At 74.0% G+C, this 3637-nt stretch carries 4 protein-coding genes; 2 read left to right on the top strand and 2 right to left on the bottom strand.

Going from position 1 to position 3637, the window contains the following annotated elements; all coding sequences use genetic code 11:
* Positions 1 to 40 precede the first annotated feature (40 nt).
* Positions 41 to 1219 carry a DUF8814 domain-containing protein gene (locus tag Dsi01nite_RS13845; protein WP_203846538.1) on the bottom strand — a complete coding sequence of 393 codons (1179 nt, stop codon included), beginning with the start codon at positions 1217 to 1219 and terminating at the stop codon, positions 41 to 43.
* 39 nt (positions 1220 to 1258) lie between these two features.
* Complete coding sequence (locus Dsi01nite_RS13850; RefSeq protein WP_203846539.1) at positions 1259 to 2326, bottom strand: alkene reductase; 1068 nt, start codon at positions 2324 to 2326, stop codon at positions 1259 to 1261.
* A 115-nt stretch (positions 2327 to 2441) separates the two neighbouring features.
* Here Dsi01nite_RS13850 and Dsi01nite_RS13855 point away from each other — a divergent pair, with 115 nt between their 5' ends.
* On the top strand, positions 2442 to 2897 hold the full coding sequence (locus tag Dsi01nite_RS13855) for a MarR family winged helix-turn-helix transcriptional regulator (RefSeq protein WP_203846540.1): 456 nt from the start codon (positions 2442 to 2444) through the stop codon (positions 2895 to 2897).
* Positions 2898 to 2906: 9 nt separating this feature from the next.
* On the top strand, positions 2907 to 3611 hold the full coding sequence (locus Dsi01nite_RS13860; RefSeq protein ID WP_203846541.1) for a carbon-nitrogen hydrolase family protein: 705 nt from the start codon (positions 2907 to 2909) through the stop codon (positions 3609 to 3611).
* The last annotated feature ends 26 nt before the right edge of the window (positions 3612 to 3637 follow it).

Raw genomic sequence — 3637 nt, forward strand, 5'->3', positions numbered from 1 at the left:
CCCGCCTGTGGCGGCGGGCCGCCTGAGCCACCGGGAACGCTCAGCAGGCGGGGGCGGCACCGCCGGACGTCGAGGCGATGTAGGCGTGGCTGATGTACTGCCCGGCGCCGACCCGGTCCCAGCGGGTGGTCGTGCCGTAGGGCCCGGCGATCGACTGGCCGGTCACCCAGCACTCGATCGGGACCTGGGCGTAGGTGGCGGCGTACCCCTTGCTCGCGAAGGTCGAGGCGGCACCGGCGCGGATGTTCAGCGGGCCGCTGCCGACAACGCCGCGCGGCCCACCGGCGGTCCACAGGTAGGCGACGTCGACCCAGGAATTGGTGGTGAGCTGCAGGCCGTCCCAGAAGACGCCGTCGGCGAGGTCGATCCCGGCCGGGTTGGCCACGGTCCGCCCGAACTGGTCCTTGCCGCCGTTGTAGCCGCTCTGGTAAGCCGCCTGCGCCTCCGGCCGGCCCTGCGGGAGGTCCTTCCACGACTGCCTGGTCGCCGGCGGGTTCCAGTAGTCGTCCGTGGTGTTCCACGGCCCGACGTCCCAGACCGGGGCGAACTCGCAGCGCGCGCCGGAGGTCGTGCAGACCCGCACGGTGTAGTCGCCGGTGTTCTTCGGCGCCAGGCCACGGCGGGACGGCAGCGCCACGAAGTGGTCCCGGCTCGTGATCACGTGGCCGTTGGCGGTGGTGCCGCCGACGAGCCCTTCGCGGGTCGCGTAGATCCGGTACACGGACCCGACCGCGGCGAGCGACGGCGTGCCGGGCGCCGGCGAGGCGGTCAACCGGACCGAGGTCACGGTCGCGGCGCCGGTCAGCAGCACCCGCACCTGCACGGTGCCGACCTGCTCCGGCAGGACCGCGCCCGCCGCCTGCCACTCGGTCCACCGCTCGCCGGCCAGGCCGCGGTACTCGACCTCGACCCCGGCCGGTGACCCGGCGACCTGGGCCGTCACCCGGCCGGCCGGGGTGGCCAGGACGTGCGGCGCGGTCAGCAGCAGGCCCTGCGCGACCGGTGCCCGCTGCCCGCCCGGCACCGCGGCGGGGTCGGCGAGCCGCAGCGCGCCGGCGGACCAGGCGACGTTGACGTCGTCGTCGCCGGTGGGGGCGAGCGACGCCGACCAGGCGTTGTCCGCCTTCGCCTCCGGCAGGGTCGGGGTGGCGTGCGCGGGGGTGGCGCTCAGCAGCACCAGGCCACAGGCCGCGGGGGTGAGGAACCGGCGGATCGACACCCCCGCAGCCAATCATCCATATCGATGAACGTCAAGGTCTCAGTTGAGCGTGGGGTAGTCCGTGTAGCCGGTGTGGTCGCCGCCGTAGGCCTTGCTGTAGTCGGGGGCGTTGAGGCCCGCGCCGGCCCGCAGCCGCTCGGGCAGGTCCGGGTTGGCAAGGAACAGCGCGCCGAAGGACACCAGGTCGCTCGCGCCGCTCTCGACGTGCCGCAGCGCGTCCGGGCCGGTGTACGCGCCGGGCGTGAACGGGTTGAGGATCAGCGTGCCGCTCCACCGCTGCCGCAGCTGCGGGGTGAAGTCGACGTCGGGGCCCTCGGCGACGTGCAGGTAGGCCAGGCCCAGCGGGTCGATGGCGGCCAGCAGGGCGGTGTAGGTCTCGCGGTGGTCGTCCTCGCTGATGTCGTTGTACGGGTTGGACGGCGAGATCCGCAGGCCGACCCGGTCGGCGCCGATCGCGGCCGCGACCGCCTCGACGACGGCGACCGGGAACCGGATCCGGCCCTCGGGGCCGCCGCCCCACTCGTCGTCGCGGCGGTTGCTGCCGGTGGCCAGGAACTGGTGCAGCAGGTAACCGTTGGCGCCGTGCAGCTCCACCCCGTCGAAGCCGGCCTCGACGGCGTTGCGCGCGGCGTCGGCGAAGTCCTCGACGGTCCGCTGGATCCCCTTGTCGTCGAGGGGCTCCGGGGTGACGAAGTCGGCAGGACCGGTGGCGGTGCGGACGCTGCCGTCGGCGCGGACCGCGGACGCGCCGACCGGGGTCGCCGACAGCTGGTTGAGGCTCGGGTGGCCGATCCGGCCGGTGTGCATGAGCTGGGCGAAGATGAGGCCGCCCCGGGCGTGGACCGCGTCGGTGACCACCTTCCAGGCCGCGATCTGCTCGGGTGCGTGCAGGCCGGGCGTGTTGAGGTAGCCCTGCCCGATCGGCGACGGCTGGGTGCCCTCGGTGACGATGAGACCGGCGTCGGCGCGCTGCGCGTAGTAGGTCGCCATCAGCTCGGTCGGGCTGCCACCCGGCCCGTAGGCCCGGTTGCGCGTCATCGGCGCCATCACGACCCGGTTGCGTGCGGTGTGCCGGCCGATCCGGACCGGTTCGAACGCTGTGCTCATTGCGGCCATCCCCTTCGGTTAGCTGTTCCGCACAGGTAAATGGCGTCAGGACGCGGTTCATTCCGCCAATACGGAGTGACGGGTGCCACATGACCCGGACAGGTAACCTGGTGTCATGGCCACCGAACCCCGGACCCGGCCCGCGGCCGCGATCTGCGGGCCGATCAGCCATGCCATCGTGCGGCTGGCCAAGGCGCACAAGGCCCACGCCCGGCAGCTGCTGCGCGAGGTCGGCCTGCACCCCGGGCAGGAGCTGATCCTGATGATGCTGTGGGACTGCGGGCCGCAGCGGCAGAGCGAGCTCGCCACCCAGTTCGACACCGACTCGGCCAGCATGACCCGCAGCGTCCAGCGCCTCGAGCGGGCCGGTTACGTGCGCCGCGTCGCCGACCCGGCCGACGGCCGGGCCACACTGGTCGAGCCGACCCCGGCGAGCCTGGTGCTGCGCGAGCGGATCGAGCTGCTGTGGTCACGGCTGGAGGCGGACACGGTCAACGGGCTCAGCGCCGCCGAGCAGCAGGCCACCCTGCGCGCGCTGCAGTGCCTCGAGGCCAACCTGCCCGGCACGTAGGATCCACGGATGCGGGAGACCCTCACCGTCGCCGTCGCGCAGCCGGTGGCCGTCGCGCACGACGTGGCCGCCAACGCCGCGGCGCACGCCCTGATGGTCCGCGGCGCCGGGGCGCGGGTGGTGGTGTTCCCCGAGCTGTCGCTCACCGGCTATGAGCTGGACGCCGACCTCGTGCCCACGGACCACCCGGGCCTGGCGCCGCTGGTCGAGGCGTGCCGGGAGACGGGCACCCTGGCGCTCGCCGGCGCGCCGGTCGACGGGCCGAACATCGCGATCCTTGCCGTCGACGGTCGCACGGGCCGGGTGGGCGTGGCGTACCGCAAGGTGTATCTGGGCGGGTCGGAGCAGGTCCGGTTCCGGCCGGGTCCGGACGGGCCCGCGGTCGTGGTGGTCGACGGGTGGCGGCTCGGCCTGGCCGCCTGCAAGGACACCAGCATCCCCGCGCACCAGGCCGACACCCTGGCGCTCGGCGTCGACGCCTATGTGGCGGGCCTCTGCATGTTCGACCACGAATCGGACGAGCAGGACGCACGCGGGCAGCGCATCGCCCTGGAGCACGGCGTGTTCGTGGCGTTCGCCAGCTTCGCCGGGTCGACCGGCGACGGCTACGACCGCTGCGCCGGGCACTCGGCGATCTGGGGGCCCGACGGCGCCGTGCTCGCGAGGGCCGGCGTGGAGCCGGGACAGTTCGTCACCGCCGCGCTGCGCCCATGACCGGCCAGCGGAGCGACTCGGGCCGG

This window comes from Dactylosporangium siamense (assembly GCF_016862795.1).
GTDB lineage: Bacteria > Actinomycetota > Actinomycetes > Mycobacteriales > Micromonosporaceae > Dactylosporangium > Dactylosporangium siamense.